23 protein-coding genes and 1 riboswitch are annotated in these 23,635 nt (G+C 48.9%); of the genes, 14 read left to right on the forward strand and 9 right to left on the reverse strand.

Annotation, left to right across the window (positions count from 1 at the left end; all coding sequences use genetic code 11):
• Window positions 1–3: 3 nt before the first annotated feature.
• Window positions 4–426, reverse strand: a complete 423-nt coding sequence (locus tag ACJHXA_RS14895; RefSeq protein WP_000833393.1) for a DUF1249 family protein — start codon at window positions 424–426, stop codon at window positions 4–6.
• Window positions 427–1,056, reverse strand: a complete 630-nt coding sequence (gene nudF / locus ACJHXA_RS14900) for an ADP-ribose diphosphatase (protein WP_000917117.1) — start codon at window positions 1,054–1,056, stop codon at window positions 427–429.
• A 204-nt stretch (window positions 1,057–1,260) separates the two neighbouring features.
• Here nudF and tolC point away from each other — a divergent pair, with 204 nt between their 5' ends.
• The 3 genes from tolC (at window position 1,261) to ACJHXA_RS14915 (ending at window position 4,727) form a co-directional block, all read left to right on the forward strand.
• A complete protein-coding gene (gene tolC / locus ACJHXA_RS14905) occupies window positions 1,261–2,742 on the forward strand; it encodes an outer membrane channel protein TolC (protein WP_000735278.1) in 1,482 nt (493 codons plus the stop codon).
• Window positions 2,743–2,889: 147 nt separating this feature from the next.
• Window positions 2,890–3,561, forward strand: a complete 672-nt coding sequence (locus ACJHXA_RS14910; RefSeq protein WP_000831543.1) for a DUF1190 family protein — start codon at window positions 2,890–2,892, stop codon at window positions 3,559–3,561.
• Between the two features lie 5 nt (window positions 3,562–3,566).
• Entirely contained in the window at window positions 3,567–4,727 is a 1,161-nt protein-coding gene (locus ACJHXA_RS14915) for a glutathionylspermidine synthase family protein (protein ID WP_000442860.1), read from the forward strand.
• Window positions 4,728–4,764: 37 nt separating this feature from the next.
• On the opposite strand, the gene ygiD is transcribed toward ACJHXA_RS14915, so the two are convergent.
• On the reverse strand, window positions 4,765–5,553 hold the full coding sequence (gene ygiD, locus ACJHXA_RS14920; protein WP_001299419.1) for a 4,5-DOPA dioxygenase extradiol: 789 nt from the start codon (window positions 5,551–5,553) through the stop codon (window positions 4,765–4,767).
• Between the two features lie 142 nt (window positions 5,554–5,695).
• Between ygiD and zupT the strand changes: the two genes are divergently transcribed.
• Window positions 5,696–6,469, forward strand: a complete 774-nt coding sequence (gene zupT / locus ACJHXA_RS14925) for a zinc transporter ZupT (RefSeq protein WP_001295627.1) — start codon at window positions 5,696–5,698, stop codon at window positions 6,467–6,469.
• 57 nt (window positions 6,470–6,526) lie between these two features.
• On the opposite strand, the gene yqiD is transcribed toward zupT, so the two are convergent.
• Window positions 6,527–6,697 (reverse strand): protein YqiD, encoded by a 171-nt coding sequence (gene yqiD / locus ACJHXA_RS14930; RefSeq protein ID WP_000469266.1) that lies wholly within the window; start codon window positions 6,695–6,697, stop codon window positions 6,527–6,529.
• 260 nt (window positions 6,698–6,957) lie between these two features.
• The gene (gene ribB, locus ACJHXA_RS14935) at window positions 6,958–7,611 is read right to left on the reverse strand and encodes a 3,4-dihydroxy-2-butanone-4-phosphate synthase (RefSeq protein WP_001076997.1); all 654 of its coding nucleotides are present in this window, start codon (window positions 7,609–7,611) and stop codon (window positions 6,958–6,960) included.
• A gap of 103 nt (window positions 7,612–7,714) precedes the next feature.
• A riboswitch (FMN riboswitch) is annotated at window positions 7,715–7,863 on the reverse strand.
• A gap of 121 nt (window positions 7,864–7,984) precedes the next feature.
• Between ribB and ubiK the strand changes: the two genes are divergently transcribed.
• The 5 genes from ubiK to ACJHXA_RS14960 all read left to right on the forward strand — a co-directional run bounded on the left by ubiK (window position 7,985) and on the right by ACJHXA_RS14960 (window position 13,504).
• The gene (gene ubiK, locus ACJHXA_RS14940) at window positions 7,985–8,275 is read left to right on the forward strand and encodes a ubiquinone biosynthesis accessory factor UbiK (protein ID WP_001297598.1); all 291 of its coding nucleotides are present in this window, start codon (window positions 7,985–7,987) and stop codon (window positions 8,273–8,275) included.
• Window positions 8,276–8,557: 282 nt separating this feature from the next.
• On the forward strand, window positions 8,558–9,109 hold the full coding sequence (locus ACJHXA_RS14945) for a fimbrial-like protein (RefSeq protein WP_001272149.1): 552 nt from the start codon (window positions 8,558–8,560) through the stop codon (window positions 9,107–9,109).
• 59 nt (window positions 9,110–9,168) lie between these two features.
• On the forward strand, window positions 9,169–11,673 hold the full coding sequence (locus tag ACJHXA_RS14950) for a fimbria/pilus outer membrane usher protein (protein ID WP_000277135.1): 2,505 nt from the start codon (window positions 9,169–9,171) through the stop codon (window positions 11,671–11,673).
• A gap of 15 nt (window positions 11,674–11,688) precedes the next feature.
• Entirely contained in the window at window positions 11,689–12,438 is a 750-nt protein-coding gene (locus tag ACJHXA_RS14955) for a molecular chaperone (protein WP_001269825.1), read from the forward strand.
• A 1-nt stretch (window position 12,439) separates the two neighbouring features.
• A complete protein-coding gene (locus tag ACJHXA_RS14960; RefSeq protein ID WP_001269793.1) occupies window positions 12,440–13,504 on the forward strand; it encodes a fimbrial protein in 1,065 nt (354 codons plus the stop codon).
• 42 nt (window positions 13,505–13,546) lie between these two features.
• Here ACJHXA_RS14960 and glgS read toward each other — a convergent pair whose 3' ends face one another.
• A complete protein-coding gene (gene glgS, locus ACJHXA_RS14965) occupies window positions 13,547–13,747 on the reverse strand; it encodes a cell surface composition regulator GlgS (protein WP_000350095.1) in 201 nt (66 codons plus the stop codon).
• Window positions 13,748–14,015: 268 nt separating this feature from the next.
• On the opposite strand from glgS, the gene ACJHXA_RS14970 reads away from it, so the two are divergent.
• From ACJHXA_RS14970 to ibsE, 4 genes are all read left to right on the forward strand, one after another.
• The gene (locus tag ACJHXA_RS14970) at window positions 14,016–14,645 is read left to right on the forward strand and encodes an OB-fold-containig protein (protein ID WP_000599947.1); all 630 of its coding nucleotides are present in this window, start codon (window positions 14,016–14,018) and stop codon (window positions 14,643–14,645) included.
• A 26-nt stretch (window positions 14,646–14,671) separates the two neighbouring features.
• Window positions 14,672–16,333, forward strand: a complete 1,662-nt coding sequence (locus tag ACJHXA_RS14975) for a flotillin family protein (protein WP_000341046.1) — start codon at window positions 14,672–14,674, stop codon at window positions 16,331–16,333.
• Window positions 16,334–16,571: 238 nt separating this feature from the next.
• Entirely contained in the window at window positions 16,572–16,631 is a 60-nt protein-coding gene (locus tag ACJHXA_RS14980) for a type I toxin-antitoxin system Ibs family toxin (RefSeq protein ID WP_001387081.1), read from the forward strand.
• 316 nt (window positions 16,632–16,947) lie between these two features.
• Window positions 16,948–17,007, forward strand: coding sequence for a type I toxin-antitoxin system Ibs family toxin (gene ibsE / locus ACJHXA_RS14985; protein WP_001387082.1), 60 nt, complete (start codon window positions 16,948–16,950; stop codon window positions 17,005–17,007).
• Window positions 17,008–17,126: 119 nt separating this feature from the next.
• Here ibsE and hldE read toward each other — a convergent pair whose 3' ends face one another.
• Genes hldE through ygiF form a run of 3 tightly spaced genes read right to left on the reverse strand, consistent with a single transcriptional unit; the run spans window position 17,127 to window position 22,772 of the window.
• Window positions 17,127–18,560, reverse strand: a complete 1,434-nt coding sequence (gene hldE / locus ACJHXA_RS14990) for a bifunctional D-glycero-beta-D-manno-heptose-7-phosphate kinase/D-glycero-beta-D-manno-heptose 1-phosphate adenylyltransferase HldE (RefSeq protein WP_000869178.1) — start codon at window positions 18,558–18,560, stop codon at window positions 17,127–17,129.
• 47 nt (window positions 18,561–18,607) lie between these two features.
• Complete coding sequence (glnE, locus tag ACJHXA_RS14995; RefSeq protein WP_001298736.1) at window positions 18,608–21,448, reverse strand: bifunctional [glutamate--ammonia ligase]-adenylyl-L-tyrosine phosphorylase/[glutamate--ammonia-ligase] adenylyltransferase; 2,841 nt, start codon at window positions 21,446–21,448, stop codon at window positions 18,608–18,610.
• Window positions 21,449–21,470: 22 nt separating this feature from the next.
• Complete coding sequence (ygiF, locus tag ACJHXA_RS15000; protein ID WP_000046270.1) at window positions 21,471–22,772, reverse strand: inorganic triphosphatase; 1,302 nt, start codon at window positions 22,770–22,772, stop codon at window positions 21,471–21,473.
• 241 nt (window positions 22,773–23,013) lie between these two features.
• On the opposite strand from ygiF, the gene ACJHXA_RS15005 reads away from it, so the two are divergent.
• Window positions 23,014–23,634: a TIGR04211 family SH3 domain-containing protein gene (locus ACJHXA_RS15005; protein ID WP_001125332.1), complete on the forward strand. Its 621-nt coding sequence runs from the start codon at window positions 23,014–23,016 to the stop codon at window positions 23,632–23,634.
• The last annotated feature ends 1 nt before the right edge of the window (window position 23,635 follow it).

Below are 23,635 nucleotides of genomic sequence, written 5' to 3' on the forward strand. Positions count from 1 at the left end.
ACGCTAGTAAACCGGAATCGCCATCGCTCCATGTGCTAAACAGTATCGCAACCAGTCCGCTAAAAACTGGTTAATTTGATGCTTTTCGTCGCGTTGATGCAACTTTTTATTAGGATAATCATACCGCGCTTTGAAGCGAAAAATCTGCTGGCTTGAACACACTTCAGCCACCATCGCGTCATGATACAGACGCACCGTCATTGACGGAAGGCTCCAGTAACTGATCGCGGGCGCAGTCTGTTCTATTGTCACCAGGGTAGTGTATCGGGTCGATTCCACAATCGTCAGCCGATATTGTGCGTTTGCCACCTGATAGCTTACAGTTTCGCCGGGTGCGTCATTGCGCGGTAACAAACGGCGCAATTGTGAAAAGTTCATCTCGCACAGGCGCATCATTTCAGGAAAGTCAGGTGTGTAACGCTTCATTTATGCCCACTCATTTTTTAACGCTTGATGATGCAGCTGCAGCCATTGCAAAGCGATGACCGACGCTGCGTTGTCGATTTTCCCCTCTTCTACCCACTGGTATGCCTGTTCCCGGCTTACCACATGAACGCGAATATCTTCGTTTTCATCAGCCAGACCATGAATACCGCTTGCGGTCGTGGCGTCCACTTCGCCCACCATAATTGACGAACGCTCACTGGTGCCCCCCGGGCTTGCCAGGAAACTTAACACCGGTTTGGTCCGTTTGACTATCAGTCCCGCCTCTTCAATCGCTTCGCGACGGGCAACATCTTCCACACTTTCACCCTCTTCTATCATCCCGGCAACCATCTCCAGTAGCCAGGGGGTTTCACTGGTGTCGTATGCGGCAATCCGAATCTGCTCAATCAGCACAACTTCATCACGCACTGGGTCAAAGGGTAGCAAGACTGCGGCGTGACCGCGCTCAAAAATTTCCCTCCGTACCTCATGACTCATTTGCCCGTTGAATAAACGATGACGAAATCTATAAAGATCTAATGAAAAAAAGCCGCGATAAAGTGTTTCTCGTGCAATAATTTCTACATCGTTTTTGCCAAATGTAACGGGCAGGTTGTCTGGCTTAAGCATTGTTAATGTCCTGGCACTAATAGTGAATTAAATGTGAATTTCAGCGACGTTTGACTGCCGTTTGAGCAGTCATGTGTTAAATTGAGGCACATTAACGCCCTATGGCACGTAACGCCAACCTTTTGCGGTAGCGGCTTCTGCTAGAATCCGCAATAATTTTACAGTTTGATCGCGCTAAATACTGCTTCACCACAAGGAATGCAAATGAAGAAATTGCTCCCCATTCTTATCGGCCTGAGCCTTTCTGGGTTCAGTTCGTTGAGCCAGGCCGAGAACCTGATGCAAGTTTATCAGCAAGCACGCCTTAGTAACCCGGAATTGCGTAAGTCTGCCGCCGATCGTGATGCTGCCTTTGAAAAAATTAATGAAGCGCGCAGTCCATTACTGCCACAGCTAGGTTTAGGTGCAGATTACACCTATAGCAACGGCTACCGCGACGCGAACGGCATCAACTCTAACGCGACCAGTGCGTCCCTGCAGTTAACTCAATCCATTTTTGATATGTCGAAATGGCGTGCGTTAACGCTGCAGGAAAAAGCAGCAGGGATTCAGGACGTCACATATCAGACCGATCAGCAAACCTTGATCCTCAACACCGCGACCGCTTATTTCAACGTGTTGAATGCTATTGACGTTCTTTCCTATACACAGGCACAAAAAGAAGCGATCTACCGTCAATTAGATCAAACCACCCAACGTTTTAACGTGGGCCTGGTAGCGATAACCGACGTGCAGAACGCCCGCGCGCAGTACGATACCGTGCTGGCGAACGAAGTGACCGCACGTAATAACCTTGATAACGCGGTAGAGCAGCTGCGCCAGATCACCGGTAACTACTATCCAGAACTGGCAGCGCTGAATGTCGAAAACTTTAAAACCGACAAACCACAGCCGGTTAACGCGCTGCTGAAAGAAGCCGAAAAACGCAACCTGTCGCTGTTACAGGCACGCTTGAGCCAGGACCTGGCGCGCGAGCAAATTCGCCAGGCGCAGGATGGTCACTTACCGACGCTGGATTTAACGGCTTCTACCGGGATTTCTGACACCTCTTATAGCGGTTCGAAAACTCGTGGTGCCGCTGGTACCCAGTATGACGACAGCAATATGGGCCAGAACAAAGTGGGCCTGAGCTTCTCGCTGCCGATTTATCAGGGCGGAATGGTTAACTCGCAGGTGAAACAGGCCCAGTACAACTTTGTTGGTGCCAGCGAGCAACTGGAAAGCGCGCATCGTAGCGTCGTGCAAACCGTACGTTCCTCCTTCAACAACATTAATGCATCTATCAGTAGCATTAACGCCTACAAACAAGCCGTAGTTTCCGCTCAAAGCTCATTAGACGCGATGGAAGCGGGCTACTCGGTCGGTACGCGTACCATTGTTGATGTGTTGGATGCAACCACCACGCTGTACAACGCTAAGCAAGAGCTGGCAAATGCGCGTTATAACTACCTGATTAATCAGCTGAATATTAAGTCAGCCCTGGGTACGTTGAACGAGCAGGATCTGCTGGCACTGAACAATGCGCTGAGCAAACCGGTTTCCACTAATCCGGAAAACGTTGCCCCGCAAACGCCGGAACAGAATGCTATTGCTGATGGTTATGCGCCTGATAGCCCGGCACCCGTCGTTCAGCAAACATCCGCACGCACTACCACCAGTAACGGTCATAACCCTTTCCGTAACTGATGACGACGACGGGGCTTCGGCCCCGTCTGAACGTAAGGCAACGTAAAGATACGGGTTATCTGCCGCATTCTTCCCCCTTCTCGCTTCAATTTCGACCAGCCATCCTCTATTCTGATGGGTATTTACCACTGGTCCCGGAAGACAAAAATGAAACGGACAAAATCCATACGCCACGCATCGTTCCGCAAAAACTGGAGCGCGCGCCATCTGACACCAGTCGCTCTCGCGGTTGCCACTGTTTTTATGCTGGCTGGCTGTGAAAAGAGTGATGAAACAGTGTCTCTCTATCAAAATGCTGACGACTGTTCAGCTGCAAACCCAGGCAAAAGCGCCGAATGTACCACCGCGTACAACAATGCGCTGAAAGAAGCCGAACGTACTGCGCCGAAATACGCCACCCGTGAAGACTGTGTTGCTGAATTTGGTGAAGGTCAGTGCCAGCAGGCACCAGCCCAGGCTGGCATGGCACCAGAAAACCAGGCGCAGGCCCAGCAATCCAGCGGGAGTTTCTGGATGCCGCTGATGGCCGGTTACATGATGGGGCGTCTGATGGGCGGCGGCGCGGGATTTGCACAGCAGCCGCTGTTCTCCTCGAAAAACCCAGCCAGCCCGGCTTACGGTAAATATACCGACGCGACGGGTAAAAACTATGGCGCAGCCCAGCCAGGCCGCACCATGACCGTACCGAAGACAGCCATGGCACCAAAACCGGCGACCACCACTACCGTTACCCGTGGCGGTTTTGGTGAATCTGTTGCCAAACAAAGCACTATGCAGCGTAGCGCAACTGGCACCTCTTCTCGTTCAATGGGTGGCTGATACCGATGGAAAGAGTCAGTATTACCGAGCGCCCGGACTGGCGTGAGAAAGCCCACGAATACGGTTTCAATTTTCACACCATGTACGGCGAGCCGTACTGGTGTGAAGATGCTTACTACAAGTTGACCCTCGCCCAGGTTGAAAAGCTGGAAGAAGTCACCGCCGAACTGCACCAGATGTGCCTGAAAGTGGTGGAAAAAGTGATCGCCAGCGATGAGCTGATGACCAAATTCCGCATTCCAAAACACACCTGGAGTTTTGTGCGCCAGTCATGGCTGACGCACCAGCCATCGCTTTATTCGCGTCTTGATCTGGCGTGGGATGGCACTGGCGAACCTAAACTTCTGGAAAATAACGCCGATACGCCAACGTCACTATACGAGGCGGCGTTCTTTCAGTGGATCTGGCTGGAAGATCAGCTTAACGCCGGTAACTTGCCGGAGGGCAGCGACCAGTTTAACAGTCTGCAAGAAAAACTGATCGATCGCTTCGTTGAGCTGCGTGAACAGTATGGCTTCCAGTTGCTGCATCTCACCTGCTGTCGCGACACGGTGGAAGATCGCGGAACCATTCAGTATTTGCAGGACTGCGCAACGGAAGCTGAAATTGCTACTGAGTTCCTCTACATCGATGATATCGGGTTAGGTGAAAAAGGTCAGTTCACGGATTTACAGGATCAGGTAATTTCCAACCTGTTCAAGCTGTATCCGTGGGAATTTATGTTGCGTGAGATGTTTTCCACCAAGCTGGAGGATGCAGGCGTACGCTGGCTGGAACCAGCGTGGAAGAGCATTATCTCCAACAAGGCACTTCTACCGCTACTGTGGGAGATGTTCCCGAATCACCCGAACCTGCTGCCCGCTTATTTTGCGGAAGATGATCATCCGCAAATGGAAAAATATGTGGTTAAACCGATCTTCTCCCGTGAAGGCGCAAACGTGTCGATCATTGAAAACGGCAAAACCATTGAAGCAGCGGAAGGTCCGTATGGCGAAGAAGGGATGATTGTTCAGCAATTCCACCCGTTACCGAAATTCGGCGACAGCTATATGCTGATTGGTAGCTGGCTGGTGAACGATCAACCCGCCGGAATTGGCATTCGTGAAGACCGTGCATTGATCACCCAGGATATGTCTCGGTTTTATCCACATATTTTTGTTGAGTAATCAATGATGCCGGATGGCATTCGCCATCCGGTAATTGTTAACCTATCTGCACCGACAGCATACTCAGGCTGCCCATTTCTATACCATCGACCGGAATGGTAATTGGCTCCTGCCCATCCCACGCACCTAAGACATACAACAACGGCAGATAGTGCTCCGGCGTTGGGTTCGATAACGCGCCACCTTCATGGTCGAGGTAATTCACCAGAGGATGCTGCTCTACCGCCCCTTGCCACGTCAGATTCGCTTTCACATACTCATTAAACGACATCGCCCAAGGATATGGTGAACTATCACCGTGCCACTTCACTGTACGCAGGTTATGCACCACGTTGCCACTGGCGACCAACATTATTCCTTCATCTCGCAGCGCTGCCAGTTTGCGCCCCATTTCGAAATGCCAGGCGGCAGGTTTGCTACTGTCGATACTCAACTGCACCATCGGGATATCGGCGTCAGGATACATCTTAATCAGCACGCCCCAGGAACCGTGGTCAAAGCCCCAGGCTTCTTTATCCAGCGTCACCGGGACCGGTGCTAACAGCTCAACCAGATGCTGTGCCAGCACAGGCGAACCCGGAGCAGGATAATGCGTATCGTACAGCGCCTGCGGGAAGCCACCAAAGTCATGAATCGTGGGCGGCGTCTCCATCGCGGTCACTCCTGTTCCACGGGTAAACCAGTGAGCCGAAACCACCACAATCGCTTGCGGGCGTGGCAATGTCATCCCCAACTTCTGCCAGCTGCGGGTATACAAATTATCTTCCAGCACGTTCATCGGACTACCGTGACCTAAAAACAATGCTGGCATACGTGTTGAAGACATGATGATATCCTTAACTAAAGGTGTCATTTTGATATCCTCACAATACGCTTGTTCGGCGGAGTAAGAACCCGGATAACAATGATGATGATCATCAGTTATTTTGACGATCTGCCTGAAGGTGAAGATTTATAAGGAGTTGTCGATGTCAGTACCTCTCATTCTGACCATACTGGCGGGGGCAGCCACGTTTATTGGCGCGTTTCTCGGCGTTCTCGGGCAAAAACCCTCGAACCGCTTACTGGCGTTTTCGCTAGGATTTGCGGCGGGGATCATGTTGCTCATCTCATTAATGGAAATGCTTCCTGCCGCACTAGCAGCTGAAGGAATGTCGCCTGTGTTGGGTTATGGAATGTTTATCTTCGGTCTGCTTGGCTATTTTGGCCTGGACCGCATGTTGCCACATGCGCATCCGCAGGATTTAATGCAAAAATCGGTGCAGCCGTTGCCAAAATCGATCAAGCGCACAGCCATTCTGCTCACTCTCGGCATCAGTCTGCATAACTTCCCGGAAGGGATTGCCACCTTTGTCACGGCGAGCAGCAACCTGGAGCTGGGATTTGGCATCGCACTGGCCGTCGCGTTGCACAATATTCCTGAAGGTCTGGCGGTTGCAGGCCCGGTTTATGCAGCAACGGGTTCTAAACGCACGGCAATTCTGTGGGCGGGGATTTCTGGATTGGCAGAAATTCTTGGTGGTGTGCTGGCGTGGTTAATCCTCGGTAGCATGATTTCCCCCGTGGTCATGGCGGCAATCATGGCGGCGGTTGCAGGAATTATGGTGGCGCTCTCGGTTGATGAATTAATGCCGCTCGCCAAAGAGATTGACCCTAATAATAACCCCAGCTATGGCGTACTATGTGGAATGTCAGTGATGGGATTCAGTTTAGTGCTGCTACAAACGGCGGGAATTGGTTAAAAGCAACATCAGAAGTTGGCCAGCGCATGGACAACTTCTGCTAGCTTCACTAAAGCCTTATTCTACCTTTTCGGCTGTCTCTTCTCTCGTACTGTTTAAGTATTTGTTCCGCGCTTCAAGCAGTGCGTCTCTGTCCTGGCGAAACGCCCGACAATAACGTTTCAAATGCAGGAAATAACCCACCACAACAAGAGCAATCAATACAATCCAGTACCAGGCGATAAACATCCTTTTACCCTTAATATTTAACAATACTAAACATTTAGCGCATAAATTTCACATATCCTTTTTCGGATATATTCATATGGTCGCATAATAACGGAACAATTATATGATTTTGATCATAATGAAAAAGAATGCCTGATATTAATGAAATTTTCTCATAGAAAGAGAAGCGGAATTAACATCTTGCATAGCAGGGCAAAATAAAAACCGAAGCCAGCTACAACTTCGGTTTCTTGATTAAGGCAGTAATTAAGCAGCGGTTTTCAGCTGGCTTTACGCTCATGTGCCTGACGGTATGCCACCAGGTCTTCAATAGTCACGAGCGCCATATTGTGTTTATTGGCAAACTCAATGCACTCTGGTGCACGCGCCATCGTGCCATCGTCATTAGTCAACTCACACAGCACACCAGCCGGTTTAAAGCCTGCCAGCGTCATCAAATCAATAGTCGCTTCAGTATGACCGCCACGCGTCAGTACACCACCTGCCTGCGCGCGAAGTGGGAAAACGTGGCCCGGGCGATTCAGATCAGAAGGTTTTGCGCCATCGGCAATCGCTGCGCGAACGGTCGTAATTCGATCAGCGGCAGAAACACCGGTAGTCACACCTTCAGCCGCTTCAATGGTCACGGTAAAACCGGTGCCATAGGCGCTGGTGTTATTTTCTACCATCATTGGCAGATCAAGTTGTTTACGGCGATCTTCAGTGATGCACAGGCAAACAATACCGCTACCGTGGCGAATGGTCAGCGCCATCTGCTCAACGGTCATGGTTTCTGCCGGGAAGATCATATCGCCTTCGTTTTCACGGTCTTCATCATCAAGCACCATTACACCGCGTCCTTCACGCAGCGCAGCCAGTGCATTTTCAACACGTTCGAAAGGCGTACCAAAAGAGGAAAGTAGCGTCTGATTCATGGTAAAAAAACCTCACTAAAATTATGGTTACCAGAATCAGGGCAGTCTTAGGAGTGGCGGCATATAGCCAAAATAACGTGAGCGGGTCCATGCCCGACAGAATCGTTACTCTCTCCCATCCGGACTCTAACCGTCGGCCCCGGAATTACACCGGATCTGCTGTCCTTTGAGTTCGCACCCAAAGCGCTCGCGGGCTTTCAACTGAGTTGATTTACCGCCGGTGGGGAATTTCGCCCCGCCCTGAGAATAAGCGGATTCACTATAACGCTAATGATTAGCGGCAGCAACGCATAGCTTCACATAATTCTGGTTTATGACTTACCCTTATCGCACTACAATGGCACTCAACACCTATCAGTACAGGGAAACTACAATGATTGACCCGAAAAAAATTGAGCAAATCGCTCGCCAGGTTCACGAATCAATGCCTAAAGGAATCAGGGAGTTCGGGGAAGATGTGGAGAAAAAAATCCGCCAAACCCTACAAGCTCAGCTGACGCGCCTCGACCTTGTAAGCCGTGAAGAGTTCGACGTCCAAACGCAAGTCCTGTTACGGACTCGTGAGAAACTGGCGCTGCTTGAACAAAGAATGAGCGAACTGGAAAATCGCAGTACTGAGATTAAAAAGCAGCCAGATCCAGAGACTCTCCCCCCAACGCTGTAAACATTTGTCTTTAATGCACTGTAAATTATGAATTAATCTTCTAATTTACAGTGCTTTCTATTACCTTATCGCTTAATTCCATTCAGAATATCATCACAAAAATGAATGAGTGCAATTGAAAATATAATTGTTATGTATTTTTTAAGTTTTACTTAATCCATATTTAGATAAACTAATTTCATAAAACCCGAAAAGTAAAATATAATATTTGAATGATTAGCAATCCTTAAATAACAGTTACTAATCATTCATTTTCTACTTATATTTATATAAAGGAATATTATGTCTGCTTTTAAAAAGTCACTTCTTGTTGCTGGCGTAGCAATGATTCTTTCCAATAACGTATTTGCTGACGAAGGTCACGGCATTGTTAAATTTAAAGGTGAAGTTATCTCTGCTCCATGTTCAATTAAACCAGGTGACGAAGACTTAACTGTAAATCTGGGTGAAGTAGCAGATACCGTTCTGAAAAGCGACCAGAAATCTTTGGCTGAGCCTTTCACTATTCACCTGCAAGACTGCATGTTGAGCCAGGGTGGAACCACTTATTCAAAAGCGAAGGTTACTTTCACCACAGCGAATACTATGACGGGTCAGACTGACCTGCTGAAAAACACCAAAGAAACTGAAATCGGTGGTGCCACAGGCGTTGGCGTACGTATTCTGGATAGCCAGAGCGGCGAAGTGACTTTAGGTACTCCGGTAGTAATTACATTCAACAATACTAACAGCTATCAGGAACTGAACTTCAAAGCTCGTATGGAATCCCCAAGCAAAGATGCTACCCCGGGCAACGTTTACGCTCAGGCTGACTATAAGATTGCTTACGAGTAATCACATTAGGCCGGGTTCGCCCGGCCACATCATTAACGGATTAATGATAAGTGGAACAGATGTATAAAAAATTAAAATTAACCACAATAAGCGAATTGATTAAAAATATTTATTGTTCATTATCCGTTCTCATCATTGGTTGTGCGTCAGCTTATGCCGTTGAATTCAACAAAGATTTAATCGAAGCCGAAGATCGTGAAAACGTTAACCTTTCCCAATTTGAAACTGATGGCCAATTACCCGTAGGTAAATACTCATTAAACGCTCTTATTAATAATAAAAGGACGCCAATCCATCTGGACCTGCAATGGGTATTAATTGATAACCAAACTGCAGTTTGTCTGACTCCAGAGCAATTAACATTATTAGGCTTTACTGATGAGATTATTGAAGTGGCTCAGCAAAACCTGATCGATGGTTGTTACCCTATCGAAAAAGAAAAACAAATTACAACTTATCTCGATAAAGGGAAAATGCAATTATCCATATCTGCACCTCAGGCATGGTTAAAATACAAAGATGCAAACTGGACGCCTCCTGAACTTTGGGATCATGGTATTGCTGGGGCATTTCTTGACTACAATTTATATGCCTCTCATTATGCACCACATCAGGGCGATAATTCACAAAATATAAGTTCCTATGGGCAGGCTGGGGTTAATCTTGGGGCCTGGCGCCTGCGTACTGATTACCAGTACGATCAATCATTTAACAATGGCAAAAGCCAGGCGAACAACCTGGATTTTCCGCGTATTTATTTGTTTCGCCCAATCCCAGCAATTAATGCAAAACTAACTATAGGTCAATACGATACTGAATCCTCTATTTTCGACTCTTTCCATTTTTCTGGCGTTTCGTTGAAAAGCGATGAGAATATGTTGCCGCCTGATCTACGTGGTTACGCACCGCAAATCACGGGTGTTGCACAAACGAATGCAAAGGTCACTGTCTCACAGAACAACCGTATTATTTATCAAGAAAATGTTCCTCCTGGCCCATTTGCTATTACTAATTTATTCAATACATTACAGGGGCAACTGGACGTCAAGGTTGAAGAAGAGGACGGGCAAGTCACGCAATGGCAAGTTGCATCTAATAGTATTCCTTATCTGACGCGTAAAGGGCAGATTCGCTACACCACTGCTATGGGTAAACCGACCAGCGTTGGTGGTGATTCCTTACAACAACCCTTCTTCTGGACTGGTGAATTCTCATGGGGTTGGCTGAACAATGTATCCCTGTATGGTGGTTCAGTTTTAACAAACCGTGATTATCAATCTCTGGCTGCCGGCGTTGGCTTTAACCTTAACTCATTGGGTTCATTATCTTTTGATGTCACACGATCTGATGCTCAGTTGCATAATCAGGATAAAGAAACGGGTTATAGCTACCGCGCTAACTATTCAAAACGTTTTGAATCTACCGGTAGCCAGCTCACTTTCGCTGGTTACCGTTTCTCTGATAAAAACTTTGTGACAATGAATGAATATATCAATGACACTAACCATTACACGAATTATCAGAATGAAAAAGAGAGTTATATTGTCACGTTTAACCAGTATCTTGAATCATTAAGGTTAAATACATACGTAAGTTTGGCTCGTAATACTTACTGGGACGCCAGCAGTAATGTGAATTATTCATTATCACTTAGCCGCGATTTTGATATCGGGCCATTAAAAAACGTCTCCACTTCTCTAACATTTAGCCGAATAAACTGGGAAGAAGACAACCAGGATCAACTGTACCTAAATATTTCGATTCCCTGGGGAACCAGTAGAACATTGAGCTATGGTATGCAACGAAATCAGGATAACAAGATTTCGCATACTGCTTCGTGGTATGACTCTTCCGATCGAAATAATTCCTGGAGCGTTTCTGCTTCAGGCGACAATGATGAATTCAAAGATATGAAAGCGTCACTACGCGCCAGTTATCAGCATAATACCGAGAACGGTCGTCTCTATCTCTCCGGGACATCACAGCGAGACAGTTATTATTCTCTGAATGCCAGTTGGAATGGTTCATTCACGGCGACTCGTCACGGAGCCGCTTTCCATGACTATAGTGGTAGTGCTGACTCGCGTTTTATGATCGACGCAGATGGTGCAGAAGATATTCCGTTGAACAATAAACGCGCGGTAACTAATCGGTATGGCATCGGAGTTATTCCATCAGTCAGCAGTTACATAACAACATCATTAAGCGTTGATACCCGAAATCTTCCAGAAAATGTGGATATCGAAAACTCGGTTATCACCACCACCTTAACCGAAGGTGCTATTGGCTACGCCAAACTTGATACCCGCAAGGGCTATCAAATCATGGGGGTTATTCGCCTGGCAGATGGTAGTCACCCACCACTGGGGATTAGCGTAAAAGATAAAACCAGCCATAAAGAATTAGGACTGGTTGCTGATGGCGGCTTTGTATACCTCAACGGCATTCAGGATGACAGCAAACTTACTTTACGCTGGGGTGATAAATCCTGTTTTATTCAACCACCCAATAGCAGCAACTTAACCACCGGAACGGTTATTTTACCGTGTATTAGCCAAAATTAATTCAGGATGAAACTAATGCGCTACTTAAACACAAAGAATCTCATTGCAGCAGGAGTATTACTCGCCTGCATGAGCAGCATTGCCTGGGGTGCCATCATCCCGGACCGTACCCGTATCATAATGAATGAGTCAGATAAAGGGGAAGCATTAAAACTTACTAATCAAAGCAAAAATCTACCCTATCTGGCGCAAACATGGATAGAAGATACGAAAGGCAATAAATCACGTGACTTTATTGTCACGGTTCCCCCTATGGTACGTTTAAATCCCAGTGAGCAAATTCAAATAAGAATGATAAGTCAGGAAAAAATTGCTCAACTGCCTAATGACAGAGAAACGCTCTTCTATTTTAACGTGCGAGAAATACCGCCAAAAACAGATAAAAAAAATGTGATGCAAGTCACTATGCAGCACGCATTGAAACTATTCTGGCGACCAAAAGCTATTGAATTAGAAGATGATGGGGTAATGTCTTACGAAAAAGTTGAAATCATCCGTAGAAATGATGGTTCGATCCGCTTTAACAATAAGATGCCTTATCACGTTACGCTGGGTTATATCGGAACAAACGGAATCACAATGTTGCCACAAACGCAAAGTTTAATGGTAACCCCTTATAGCCATGCAGATACGCAGTTTAAAAATGTTCCGTCAGCTTTTCAGGTTGGTTATATCAATGATTTTGGTGGATTAAGTTTTTATGAAATAAACTGCCCGACGGTTAATAACTCTTGTAATGTTTCCGTAGCCAAACGAGATAAATAATATGCGCTACTTATTAATTGTAATTATATTTATTATAGGTTTTAGTGCATTACCTGTATGGGCAATGGACTGCTATGCTGAACATGAAGGGGGAAATACCGTAGTCATTGGTTACGTACCAAGAATTTCTATCCCCAGTAATGGTAAAAAAGGTGATAAGATCTGGCAAAGCAGTGAGTATTTTATGAATGTCTTCTGTAATAATGCATTACCTGCCCCATCACCTGGAGAAGAATACCCATCAGCCTGGACTAATATAATGATGTTTTTACCAGGCGGTCAGGACTTTTATAATCAGAACTCCTATATTTTTGGCGTAACATACAATGGAGTTGATTATGATTCGACTGCCCCTAATGCTATCGCAGCACCAGAATGCATTGATATAAAAGGAGCGGGTACCTTTAATAATCACTATAAAAACCCCGCTGTCTGTAGTGGAGGTCCTGAGCCTCAATTATCAGTAACCTTTCCAGCTCGCGTACAACTCTATATTAAATTAGCAAAAAATGCCAATAGAGTTAATAAAAACCTGGTGTTACCTGATGAATATATCGCTCTAGAGTTTAAAGGTATGAGTGGCGCAGGAGCTATAGAAGTAGACAAAAATTTGACCTTCAGGATTCGTGGATTAAATAATATTCATGTCCTTGACTGCTTTGTTAATGTCGCACTGGAACCAGCTGATGGCGTTGTTGACTTTGGTAAAATAAATTCCCGAACAATTAAAAATACCAGCGTTAGTGAGACGTTTAGTGTAGTCATGACAAAAGATCCTGGTGCGGCCTGTACTGAGCAATTCAATATTTTAGGGAGCTTTTTCACTACGGATATTTTGAGTGATTATAGCCATCTGGATATGGGTAATGGACTGCTATTGAAGATATTTCATAAAGATGGAACAGCAACGGAATTTAACCGCTTCTCACAATTTGCTTCTTTTTCATCGTCTAGTGCACCTTCGGTCACCGCACCATTCAGGGCAGAACTTAGTGCGAATCCGGCAGAGACTGTTGTTGAGGGACCGTTTAGTAAAGACGTCATCCTCAAAATCACCTATAACTAGCATCTAATACAAACACTAAAACGGGCCATCAGGCCCGTTATATCAGTGCTCTAACTCCAGCTCTCTTGCCTGCATCATCTGTTGACAATACCAGGCATAACGTGCGCAAAACCAGGTTCTATGTTCTTCATCCATGTTACCAGTAACGGCAAGAATATCGACCGGGCGACCTTCTGCGTGCATTCTGGCAAAACTACGCGCCAGGAAATCGAAATTATTTAAAGAATTAAGACTATGATCCATAAGCACATCCTCCGGTTATCGCATACCTTTTAAGGCCATATGCTTTTTCTGATTTCAGTATTCCCCAATCAGTGTAGTGCCTTTAAACATAACGTGCGTAAATATATTGTCCCCGATCACACTTTTTAGTGAAAAATAAAAAACCATATTAAAAAACTTTCTCTTCCAGAACTTCTCTAACATGTGTTATTATTAACAAAGATAAATGTAAGCAAGGAAACTATCCCAAAGTAAATATTGCGTCACTAAATGGACATTGGAGTGACATATGATTTTATTCGCCGACTATAATACCCCTTATCTTTTCGCTATTTCCTTTGTACTGTTGATCGGCCTTTTAGAAATTTTAGCGCTTATCTGCGGTCACATGCTCTCCGGTGCTCTTGATGCACATCTTGACCATTATGATTCCATAACCACAGGTCATATTAGCCAGGCACTTCATTATCTCAATATCGGAAGATTGCCAGCTCTCGTCGTTCTCTGCTTGCTGGCTGGTTTTTTTGGTCTTATTGGCATCCTGTTGCAGCATGCCTGCATCATGGTCTGGCAATCACCACTGTCGAACCTGTTCGTGGTTCCTGTCAGTTTACTGTTTACGATTATTGCGGTGCATTATACCGGTAAAATAGTTGCGCCCTGGATTCCACGCGACCATAGTTCAGCTATTACAGAAGAAGAATATATTGGTAGCATGGCATTAATTACCGGTCATCAAGCCACTTCAGGTAATCCCTGCGAAGGAAAACTCACCGATCAATTTGGCCAAATACATTATTTACTACTGGAGCCTGAAGAAGGAAAATTTTTCACTAAAGGAGACAAAGTGTTAATTATTTGCCGACTTTCTGCAACGCGATATTTGGCGGAAAACAATCCCTGGCCACAAATATTGTAATTTATTAATCAAAAGGAAATTTAATAATGGATGATATTGTTAATTCTGTGCCCTCCTGGATGTTTACCGCGATTATTGCCGTATGCATTCTGTTTATTATTGGAATTATTTTCGCCAGGCTCTATCGTCGCGCTTCGGCAGAGCAAGCTTTTGTTCGTACTGGTTTAGGTGGGCAAAAAGTGGTGATGAGCGGTGGCGCAATCGTGATGCCGATCTTTCATGAAATAATCCCCATCAATATGAATACTCTGAAGCTGGAAGTCAGCCGCTCAACCATTGATAGCCTGATTACGAAAGATCGTATGCGTGTTGATGTAGTAGTCGCTTTCTTTGTACGGGTAAAACCGTCTGTAGAAGGCATCGCCACTGCGGCGCAGACGTTGGGGCAACGCACGCTATCACCAGAAGACTTACGTATGTTGGTTGAAGATAAATTTGTCGATGCCCTCCGTGCAACAGCTGCACAAATGACCATGCATGAGTTACAGGATACCCGCGAGAACTTCGTGCAGGGAGTACAAAATACTGTCGCAGAAGACCTGTCGAAAAACGGTCTTGAGCTGGAAAGCGTTTCACTTACCAACTTTAACCAGACCTCGAAAGAACATTTCAATCCGAACAATGCCTTTGACGCCGAAGGTTTAACCAAACTGACTCAGGAGACGGAGCGCCGTCGTCGCGAACGTAACGAAGTTGAACAGGATGTAGAAGTTGCGGTGCGTGAGAAAAACCGTGATGCACTTTCGCGCAAGTTGGAGATTGAACAACAAGAAGCGTTTATGACGCTTGAGCAGGAGCAGCAGGTTAAAACCCGTACTGCCGAACAGAATGCACGTATTGCGGCTTTTGAAGCTGAACGTCGTCGTGAAGCAGAGCAGACGCGAATTCTGGCTGAACGACAAATTCAGGAAACGGAGATCGAGCGCGAGCAGGCCGTCCGCTCAAGAAAGGTTGAGGCTGAACGTGAAGTTCGTATTAAAGAGATCGAACAACAGCAGGTCACCGAAATCGCCAACCAGACGAAATCGATCGCTATTGCCGCCAAATCGGAACAACAGTCCCAGGCAGAAGCGCGTGCTAACCTTGCACTCGCAGAAGCAGTAAGTGCGCAACAAAACGTAGAAACCACTCGCCAGACCGCAGAAGCCGATCGTGCTAAACAAGTTGCCCTAATCGCTGCCGCGCAGGATGCAGAAACCAAAGCGGTTGAACTGACCGTGCGGGCGAAAGCAGAAAAAGAAGCCGCAGAGATGCAGGCGGCGGCTATCGTTGAGTTAGCCGAAGCTACACGTAAAAAGGGTCTGGCGGAAGCAGAAGCACAACGTGCGCTGAACGATGCTATCAACGTACTTTCTGATGAACAAACCAGCCTTAAATTCAAACTGGCCTTGTTGCAGGCGCTACCTGCGGTAATAGAAAAATCCGTTGAGCCGATGAAATCTATTGACGGTATCAAGATTATTCAGGTCGATGGTCTGAATCGTGGCAGCGCTGCGGGTGATGCAAACACGGGTAATGTGGGGGGCGGAAACCTGGCGGAACAAGCATTATCAGCCGCTCTCTCTTACCGCACACAGGCACCGCTGATTGACTCCTTGCTCAATGAAATTGGCGTTTCAGGCGGCTCACTGGCGGCATTGACTTCACCCTTAACCTCAACAACTCCCGTCGCCGAAAACGTAGAATAAATTTTCAGCTATGAACGTCCCTGGCACAAAAAGCCGGGGATTTTTTATATCTGCGTTCCGCTAAAAACTGCAAATGATCAGGTCGTTGCAACGTTTTGCGTGACCGCTCGGGGAAGGCAAAACTGCCTCTGGGAAAGCGTTGCGCGAGGTCCGGCGCTCATCAACAATCGGGGAGTCAGCAAAGGGCTGAAACGGGAAAGCCCCTCCCGAGGAAGGGGCCTTACAGAAGGAAAGGGTTATGATGAAGCTCGTCATCATACTGATTGTGTTGTTACTCGTAAGTTTCGCAGCTTATTAACAGCCAATCAGAGGGGGGAGAAATCCTCCCTCACCCTTGTTCCTTTACTTTAGGTTGAAAAAAAATCAGCGTCAAGAAGGTTTCATTAACACATATCCCTGGCCCAAAAAGCCGGGGATTTTTTATATCTGCGTTCCGCTAAAAGGTGCAAATGCTCAGGACGTTGCAGCGTTTTGCGTGACCGCTCGGGGAAGGCAAAACTGCTTCAGGGAAAGCGTTGCGCGGGGTCCGGCGCTCATCAACAATCGGGGAGTCAGCAAGGGGCTGAAACGGGAAAGCCCCTCCCGAGGAAGGGGCCTTATAGAAGGAAAGGGTTATGATGAAGTTCGTCATCATACTGGTTGTGTTGTTACTGTTAAGTTTCCCGACTTACTAACAACTGATCAGAGGGGGGAGAAATCCTCCCTTACCCTTGTTCCTTTACTTTAGGTTGAAAAAACAACAGCGTCAATAGGCCTGCCTGCTACGAAGCGAGATCTGTGAACCGCTTTCCGGTTAGCCTTTTTTATCCTGTTGGATCTTCTTGATGATGTTAGTGGTCGAGCAACCGTCTTCGAAGTTGAGCACCAGCACTTCGCCGCCGTTGGCCCAGACTTCTTTACTCCCGGCAATTTCTTCTGGTTTATAGTCGCCGCCTTTCACCAGCAGATCTGGCAGGATCCCGGCGATCAGACGCTGCGGCGTGTCTTCTTCAAACGACACTACCCAGTCGACTGCTTCCAGTGCGCCCAGCACAATCATACGCTGCTCGAGTGGGTTTACCGGGCGGGAATCCCCTTTCAGCCGTTTGGTGGAGGCATCGCTGTTCACAGCGACAATCAGACGGTCACCCAGTTTGCGAGCATTTGCCAGATAGGAGACGTGCCCGGCGTGCAGGATGTCAAAGACACCGTTGGTCATTACCACCTTTTCGCCGCGTTTACGCGCTGCCGCTACAGCAAGCTTCAGTTCCTCTTCGGTCATCACACCAAAGCCGGTATCTGCGCGCCCACGCACTGCATTTTCCAGCTCGATCGGCGAAACCGTGGAGGTTCCCAGTTTGCCGACCACCACGCCAGCCGCCGCATTGGCAAAGAAGCAGGCTTCTTCCAGCGAATTACCCGCTGCCAGCGTTGCCGCCAGGACGCCAATCACCGTGTCGCCCGCACCGGTAACGTCATACACTTCCTGCGCCTGGGTTGGCATATGCAGCGGCGCTTTACCCGGTTGCAGCAGCGACATACCCTGTTCGGAACGGGTCACTAACAGAGCCGAGAGTTCGTAATCGGCAATCAGTTTCATGCCGCGCTCAACAATCTCTTCTTCGGTCTTACATTTACCGACAACAGCTTCAAATTCCGAGAGATTCGGCGTTAACAGCGTAGCGCCGCGGTAGCGCTCAAAATCGGTACCTTTTGGATCAATCAGCACCGGAACGCCCGCTTTACGCGCCAGTTGGATCATCTGCTGTACGCTTGCCAGCGCACCTTTGGCGTAGTCAGAAAGCACCAGCGCGCCAATCGAACTCAGCGCCTGATTAATCCGCTCGTGCAGCGGCTGCGGATCAACACCTTCGAAACCTTCTTCAAAATCCAGGCGGATCAGCTGTTGGTTGCGGGAAAGTACCCGTAATTTGGTGATAGTCGGATGCGTCGGTACAGAAACGAAGTCGCATTTGACGTTGACGTCGGCCAGAGATTTACTCAGCGCACGCGCCGCATCGTCAATGCCCGTCAGCCCGACCAGGCGAGCATTGGCACCGAGAGAAGCGATGTTCATTGCCACGTTAGCCGCGCCGCCCGGACGTTCTTCGATGGTATTGACTTTAACCACGGGCACCGGCGCTTCCGGCGAGATACGGCTGGTGGGACCGTACCAGTAACGATCCAGCATCACATCACCAACCACCATCACTCCTGCACGTTCAAACTCTGGCAGCGTTACTTTCATTCCTGTCTCCTGAGAGATTCAAAATTTGCGCGCGATAATACCATACTTCATTCTTCCACCAGCCACTTCTGCCAGCTTGCCCGCACCAGTTCACGCTCTGCGGTGAAGCAATCCTCCGGCACATGGCCCGGCAATTCCTGTAATGCCAGATGATGAAGTTCATCGCGCAGCGTAGTATAAGCACGGGTCAGCGCCATCGCTTCCTGCTCTTCCATAATGTCGTTTTGCGCCAGTAGTTCCAGAATGCGCACGTTGTCTGACCAGCGCGTTAACTTCGGTTTTTCATGAGCGTAGCGCAACACCAGATATTGGGTAATAAATTCGATATCGGTAATTCCGCCTTCATCAGCTTTGATATCAAAGCGATCGCGATGTTTATTGCCGAGATGAGCGCGCATTTTCTCGCGCATTTCCCGCACTTCCGTTTGCAGAGTTTTACCTTCACGCGGCAGCGTCATAATCTCGCGACGCACCGCGTCAAAGTGCGCGGTGAGCTGCGGATCGCCGTACACTACCCGCGCACGCACCAGCGCCTGATGTTCCCACGTCCAGGCCTCGTTTTTCTGATAATCGGCAAATGCTTCTGCGGATGTCACCAGCATTCCCGCGGCCCCGGACGGGCGTAGCCGTGCATCCACTTCATACAAAATGCCGGAAGAGGTACGCGTACTGAACAGATGCATAATGCGTTGCGCCAGACGCAGATAAAACTGTCGCCCGTCGATTTCCCGCTCGCCGTCAGTCATCGCATCCATTGGGCAATCATGGAGGAAGATCAGGTCAAGATCGGAACTGTAGCCTAACTCCCAGCCGCCCAGCTTGCCGTAGCCGACCACCGCAAAACCACGGCCTTCGCGATCGTTGAGGTGATTTGGCTTACCGTAGCGGGCCACCATTTGAACCCACGCCTGCTGAACGACGGCATCTATCATAGCCTCTGCCAGCCAGGTTAAGTGATCGCTCACTTTCATCACCGGTAGCGTACCAGCGATATCCGCTGCGGCGATGCGTAACAGCTGCGCCTGTTTGAACTGACGCAGCGCCTCAAGCTGTTGCTCTTCGTCATCTTCCGGCACGCGCAGCAAATACTGGCGCAACTCATCGCGGTAGGCATCGGTCGCCGTCGGCTGGTAAAGGGTGTTTGGATCGAGCAATTCATCCAGCAATAATGGATAACGCGCCAGTTGGCTGGCAATCATCGGCGACGCGGCACACAGAGAAATCAAATGTTTAAGCGCCGCGGGGAATTCACTGAGCAATTCTAAATAGGTGGTGCGGGTAACAATCCCCACCAGCAAGGCGGTAATGCGCGACAGCGTAACGGCAGCGTCTTCACGCGCACAGACATCACTTAGCAGATGCGGCATCAGATGGTCGAGCACCTGACGTCCTCGCGGCCCGATGGTGCGCTTATCCAGCTCTTTGCGGAAATCGGCAATCAGCGTTAGCACCTGTTTGCGATCATCCTCGCTAAGATGCGCCAGCACTGGCGTAGTGTCATCTTCCTGCAACGCATCCTGCCACAGCTCACGCCACTGTTCCGACAGCGACTCTTCCTGAGTTTCACTTTCGTCGTCGCCAATCAATTCATTAAACACCCGGCGCACATTGGTCATATGTGCGGTCAGCGCCCCGGTCAGTTGCGGCCAGTCAGCAAAGTCCATCGCCCACGCCAGCCGCGCACGGTTAAGCTCATCAGAAGGAAGCGTCTGGGTTTGTTCGTCGTTAATGCTTTGCAGCAGGTTTTCCAGACGCCGCAGGAACAGATACGCCACTCGCAATTGTTCAGCATCGTTTTCAGAAAGCAGATGCAGCGCGGCAATGACGCTGAGCGTTGGCAGTAAAGAGCGCGACTGCAGCGACGGTTCGCGCCCACCGCGAATGAGCTGGAACACCTGAACGATAAATTCAATTTCGCGAATGCCGCCTGCGCCGAGTTTGATATTGTCGGTCAAACCACGTCGACGCACTTCACGGGCAATCATCCCTTTCATGTTGCGCAGCGACTGAATCACGCTGAAATCGATGTAACGACGGAAAACAAACGGGCGCAGCATCGCACGCAACTCGTTAGCATAGACGCCTTCGCTATCGCCCATAATCCGCGCCTTGACCATCGCGTAACGCTCCCAGTCGCGCCCCTGCTCCTGGTAATAATCCTCCAACGCGGCAAAGCTCAGCACCAGCGGGCCACTTTCGCCAAACGGACGCAGCCGCATATCCACGCGATAGACGAAGCCATCCTGCGTTGGTTGATCCAACACTTTAATCAGCCGCTGCCCCATGCGGGTAAAAAACTGCGCGTTATCCAGTTCCCGGCGTCCGCCCTGCGTACAACCATGTTCCGGCCAGGCAAAAATCAGATCGATATCTGAGGAGAAATTCAGTTCCCCACCGCCCAGCTTACCCATGCCTAAAATCAGCAGCGGTTGCGCTTCGCCCTGCGCATTGCACGGCGTTCCCCACTCGCGGCAGCAAGCGTCATACAGCCAGTCACGCGCGGCGACAATCAGCGTCTCCGCCAGATGGCTGAGCTGCTGCAATATGCTCTCTTCAGTAACCAAAGCCAGCGTTTGCGCCCAGGCGATGCGCACCATAATGCGCCGCCGGAATAGCCGCAGCTCGCGCATTAACCCGGCTTCGTCACTCACATTGCTGAGCGCCTCCTGCAACCATGCCGCGTAATGCTGCCATTCATCAGCCTGCGGCGATTGGCTTTCCAGTTCCGTCAGCCACTCTGGATGCGCAATCACGCTGTCCTGCACAAAATCACTGAAAGTAAGTACTGACTTCGCCTGTGCGCTAAGTGATTTCTCGGCTAAAGGCTCTGGCAGCCGCTCAACAACGGTCTGCCAGTACTGCTGTAACGGTGAAGAGAGCGGCTTCATAAGCGATTTTATCCTTGCCTGATTAACGTTTTCCGCTGTGCAACCAGAACGGTTCCTGATTGTTTGCCTCATTACGGAAATGTTCAATTTCAATGCGTTGCCCGGTCGCAATAGCGTGACGCAGCCCCTGCCAGTTCTCCAGCCAGGCTTGCGCGACGACAGGATCATAGTAACCCGCCAGCAACAGTATTGAGTCAATATCACGCGTCAGACGTGGCAACTGGTCACGGTAGCGATCGCCCAACGGCTGGCAGAAAACGCTTTTCAGTTCAGCGGCATGGCGGGAAAGATGGATATCGGCAAAGCGTTTGAAGGAATCGCTCATTTTACTCTGCGCTTTGGCATCTAAAAACGGCTGCCAGGCTTTGCTTACCAACCATTCGGTCAACGCCAGCTTTGCCATTGCCGTTTCGGTAGAGTAGACCGCCGTCACGGCAGAAACCGCAGAAGCGATGGTCGCTTCGCATTGAGTCAGCAAATCACGTAAGTGAGTGCTCGCTTTACGCGGCACAATGCCACCGAACAGCATCAGTGCATGGCGAACAAGGCCAATGGCTGCCAGCACCTGCTCTTTCGCCGCATCGTTGCCGCGTACCCACAGTTCTTCATGATACTGCCATTGCGCTAACGCCAGCTCGAGCGCCGCTTCCAGCCCCTGTTCCACATCGGCTTTTGCCGCAACATGCAAAATGGTGGTCGGTTTGATTTCACGCGCCGGATTGCCCTGCGCCAGATGATAGCCACGCGCCGCTTTGCTCAGGCTGCCCTGGCGTAATCCGGTTTGCGATACCAGTTGGTTCGCCAGTTTCAGCACCGCGCGCGTGTCGCCGCTAAGCAGTTCCAGTTCCAGCTCACAGATAGGTTCAGCAAATTCCCCCGCTTTCACCTCCCCCTGATCGAGAGCGATTTCAATTCGGCTGTCATCGACCGCCACCAGCCATTTTTCGCGATAAAAATCGGTGCTGAACAGCGGTTGTACGCGGGAAGCGAGATCGGCGGGCAATTCGCCGTTCGGCCAGACTTCCGTCGGTAACTGCGCCAGGTCGAGCGTCGGTTCGCTCAACGCCACGTTATATTCCGGGCGCTGGTGTAAGCCGCCTGTCACTCTTCCTGCAACTTTCATGGTCATCTCATAGCGACCGTTTTCGCCACGAATACGTAAGCCCATATCGTGCCCACGCAGCCAGTTATCCGGCGTTTCGTAGTAAATATTCAGTAACTGCACGGGGTCATGGTGCTCGCCGCCCAGCGTATTGAGATGGTCACGCAACGCCTCAACGGCACTGTGATTAACAATAAACTTTAATTCGATTTCCTGAGCCATGGCCTTTACTTATCGGTTATGTCACATAAGTGACGATGAACGGCGAACTTAATACGATCTTTTTTGTCAGTAGATAGTATTTTGCGCCAAATTGCCATGCAACGGGCAATTTGACGGGCGTAAAAGTTTGAAGCAGTGGCAAGACCTGACACAGAGGATTCCGATTGATGTCGAATGCTTTGCGTAGCGACACTGATGCCACTACTATCGTTCCACTTTCCATGACAATAACGACAGCCTGATGCCAAAATTACGCCTGATCGGATTAACTTTACTCGCACTTAGCGCCACTGCCGTCTCACACGCTGAAGAAACGCGCTATGTTTCTGATGAACTGAATACCTGGGTCCGTAGCGGTCCGGGAGATCATTATCGCCTCGTGGGCACGGTTAACGCCGGCGAGGAAGTGACCTTATTACAAACTGACGCCAACACCAATTATGCCCAGGTGAAAGACAGCTCTGGCCGTACCGCCTGGATCCCGTTGAAACAACTTAGCACTGAGCCAAGCCTGCGCTCCCGTGTGCCAGATCTGGAAAATCAGGTCAAAACCCTGACCGATAAACTCACCAATATCGATAACACCTGGAATCAGCGCACCGCAGAAATGCAGCAAAAAGTGGCGCAGAGCGACAGCGTGATCAACGGATTAAAAGAAGAAAATCAGAAATTGAAAAACGAGCTGATTGTCGCGCAGAAAAAGGTCGATGCCGCCAGCGTACAGTTGGATGACAAACAGCGCACCATCATCATGCAATGGTTTATGTATGGCGGTGGCGTGCTGGGGCTTGGCTTGCTGCTCGGTCTGGTACTGCCACACCTGATCCCAACGCGCAAACGCAAAGATCGCTGGATGAACTAAA

Origin of the sequence: Escherichia sp. WS33 (genome assembly GCF_046486385.1) — a bacterium.
Classification (GTDB): Bacteria; Pseudomonadota; Gammaproteobacteria; order Enterobacterales; family Enterobacteriaceae; genus ECMA0423.

Excerpts from the sequence above, each read along its gene's own strand:
- ACJHXA_RS14895 (WP_000833393.1), bottom strand. The coding sequence starts at position 426 with ATGAAGCGTTACACACCTGACTTTCCTGAAATGATGCGCCTGTGCGAG.
- zupT (WP_001295627.1), top strand. The coding sequence starts at position 5,696 with ATGTCAGTACCTCTCATTCTGACCATACTGGCGGGGGCAGCCACGTTT.
- ACJHXA_RS14960 (WP_001269793.1), top strand. The coding sequence starts at position 12,440 with ATGCGCTACTTATTAATTGTAATTATATTTATTATAGGTTTTAGTGCA.
- ygiF (WP_000046270.1), bottom strand. The coding sequence starts at position 22,772 with ATGGCTCAGGAAATCGAATTAAAGTTTATTGTTAATCACAGTGCCGTT.
- glnE (WP_001298736.1), bottom strand. The coding sequence starts at position 21,448 with ATGAAGCCGCTCTCTTCACCGTTACAGCAGTACTGGCAGACCGTTGTT.
- ubiK (WP_001297598.1), top strand. The coding sequence starts at position 7,985 with ATGATTGACCCGAAAAAAATTGAGCAAATCGCTCGCCAGGTTCACGAA.
- hldE (WP_000869178.1), bottom strand. The coding sequence starts at position 18,560 with ATGAAAGTAACGCTGCCAGAGTTTGAACGTGCAGGAGTGATGGTGGTT.
- ygiD (WP_001299419.1), bottom strand. The coding sequence starts at position 5,553 with ATGTCTTCAACACGTATGCCAGCATTGTTTTTAGGTCACGGTAGTCCG.
- yqiD (WP_000469266.1), bottom strand. The coding sequence starts at position 6,697 with ATGTTTATCGCCTGGTACTGGATTGTATTGATTGCTCTTGTTGTGGTG.
- ACJHXA_RS14910 (WP_000831543.1), top strand. The coding sequence starts at position 2,890 with ATGAAACGGACAAAATCCATACGCCACGCATCGTTCCGCAAAAACTGG.
- ACJHXA_RS14955 (WP_001269825.1), top strand. The coding sequence starts at position 11,689 with ATGCGCTACTTAAACACAAAGAATCTCATTGCAGCAGGAGTATTACTC.
- nudF (WP_000917117.1), bottom strand. The coding sequence starts at position 1,056 with ATGCTTAAGCCAGACAACCTGCCCGTTACATTTGGCAAAAACGATGTA.
- ACJHXA_RS15005 (WP_001125332.1), top strand. The coding sequence starts at position 23,014 with ATGCCAAAATTACGCCTGATCGGATTAACTTTACTCGCACTTAGCGCC.
- ACJHXA_RS14950 (WP_000277135.1), top strand. The coding sequence starts at position 9,169 with ATGTATAAAAAATTAAAATTAACCACAATAAGCGAATTGATTAAAAAT.
- ribB (WP_001076997.1), bottom strand. The coding sequence starts at position 7,611 with ATGAATCAGACGCTACTTTCCTCTTTTGGTACGCCTTTCGAACGTGTT.
- ACJHXA_RS14945 (WP_001272149.1), top strand. The coding sequence starts at position 8,558 with ATGTCTGCTTTTAAAAAGTCACTTCTTGTTGCTGGCGTAGCAATGATT.
- ACJHXA_RS14975 (WP_000341046.1), top strand. The coding sequence starts at position 14,672 with ATGGATGATATTGTTAATTCTGTGCCCTCCTGGATGTTTACCGCGATT.
- ACJHXA_RS14970 (WP_000599947.1), top strand. The coding sequence starts at position 14,016 with ATGATTTTATTCGCCGACTATAATACCCCTTATCTTTTCGCTATTTCC.
- ACJHXA_RS14915 (WP_000442860.1), top strand. The coding sequence starts at position 3,567 with ATGGAAAGAGTCAGTATTACCGAGCGCCCGGACTGGCGTGAGAAAGCC.
- tolC (WP_000735278.1), top strand. The coding sequence starts at position 1,261 with ATGAAGAAATTGCTCCCCATTCTTATCGGCCTGAGCCTTTCTGGGTTC.
- glgS (WP_000350095.1), bottom strand. The coding sequence starts at position 13,747 with ATGGATCATAGTCTTAATTCTTTAAATAATTTCGATTTCCTGGCGCGT.